This is a genomic window from Streptomyces sp. NPDC017529, assembly GCF_044329785.1.
GTDB lineage: Bacteria > Actinomycetota > Actinomycetes > Streptomycetales > Streptomycetaceae > Streptomyces.
The window spans coordinates 1-1,476 of record NZ_JBIRJY010000052.1; the positions used below are offsets into that span (position 1 = coordinate 1).

Here is a 1,476-nt window from a genome sequence, read left to right on the forward strand (position 1 = left end):
CAGCAACGTCGCCAACGCCGCCTGGAACACCATGAACAGACTCACGTTGTGCGCACGCGCCAACGCCAACAACCGCTCGTGCTGCTCCGCACCGACCTCGAAACCAACCACCCCGCCCTCATGCGAGGCCACCTGCGGACGCGGCCGGTCCGCCGGCAACGGCAGCTCCTCCGGAAGACCGGCCAACACCGACTTCCAAAACGCCAACTGCCGCGCGTTCAGACTCTCCGGATCGTCCTCGGAGCCCAGCACCCGGTGCTGCCACAAGCTGTAATCCGCGTACTGCACCGGCAACGGCGCCCACCCAGGGGCCGCCCCGGCACTGCGCGCCGTATACGCCACCATCAAATCCCGCGCCAGCAACGGCAACGACCAACCATCCGCCGCGATGTGGTGCAGCACCAGTACGAGAACGTGTTCCTGCTCGTCGAGGCCGAAGAGCCAGCCTCTCAGCGGGTTGTCATTCGTGAGGTCGAACTCGTAACGGGTCGCCTCGCGCAACCGCGCGGGCAGCTCGGCCTCGCTCGTGGCCACCGCTGCCAGGTCCGGTATGTGCTTCTCCGGCTCGACCACCACCTGGTAGGTGCCTTCGCCGTCTTCGGTGAAGACCGTGCGCAGGGTCTCGTGGCGGGTCACCACGTCACTGAGCGCCGCGCGCAGGGCCTCCTGGTCCAGTGCGCCCGTCAGGCGTACCGCCACCGAGATGTTGTAGGTCGAGCCCGGCCCCTCCAGCTGGTTGAGGAACCACAGCCGGCGCTGCGCGAACGACATCGGCAGACGCGACGGCCGCGGCTCCACCGCCGTCACCGCCGGCCGCGCCTGCGCCGCACCCACCAACGCACCCGACAGACCGGCCACCGTCGGATGCTCGAACAGCGCCCGGACCGGCACCTCCACGCCCAGCACCGAACGCACCCGGCCCACCAACCGCGTGGCCAGCAACGAATGCCCACCCAGCTCGAAGAAGCCGTCGTCGATGCCCACCCGCGGCACACCGAGCACATCGGCGAACAAGCCGCAGAGGATCTCCTCCTGGGGGCTGCGCGCGGGGGTGAAGGCCCCGCCCGCCTCGTGCCCGGGGGCGGGCAGCGCGGCCCGGTCCAGCTTGCCGTTCGGGGTCAGCGGAAGCGCGTCCAGTACGACGATGGCGGTGGGCACCATGTACTCGGGCAGGGTCTCCCCCACGAGGCGGCGCAGCGCCGCGGTGTCCGGTGTCGTGTCCGCCGTGGCCACGACGTAGGCCACGATCCTCCGATCCCCGGGCCGGTCCTCCCGCACCACTACGGCGGCACGGTCGACCGAGTCGTGGGTCACCAGGACCGTTTCGATCTCGCCGAGTTCGATGCGGAAACCCCGCACCTTCACCTGGTGATCCGTACGACCCAGATAATCCAACTCCCCCTCACCCGTCCACCGCACCAGATCACCCGTGCGATACATCCGCTCACCACGACCGAACGGACACGCCACAAACCG

1 protein-coding gene is annotated in these 1,476 nt (G+C 69.3%); it reads right to left on the reverse strand.

The features are described from left to right. Positions 1–1,365, reverse strand: a 1,365-nt coding sequence (locus ACH4K4_RS38660) for a condensation domain-containing protein (RefSeq protein WP_398175069.1), incomplete at its 3' end; no start/stop codon positions are given. Positions 1,366–1,476 lie beyond the last annotated feature (111 nt).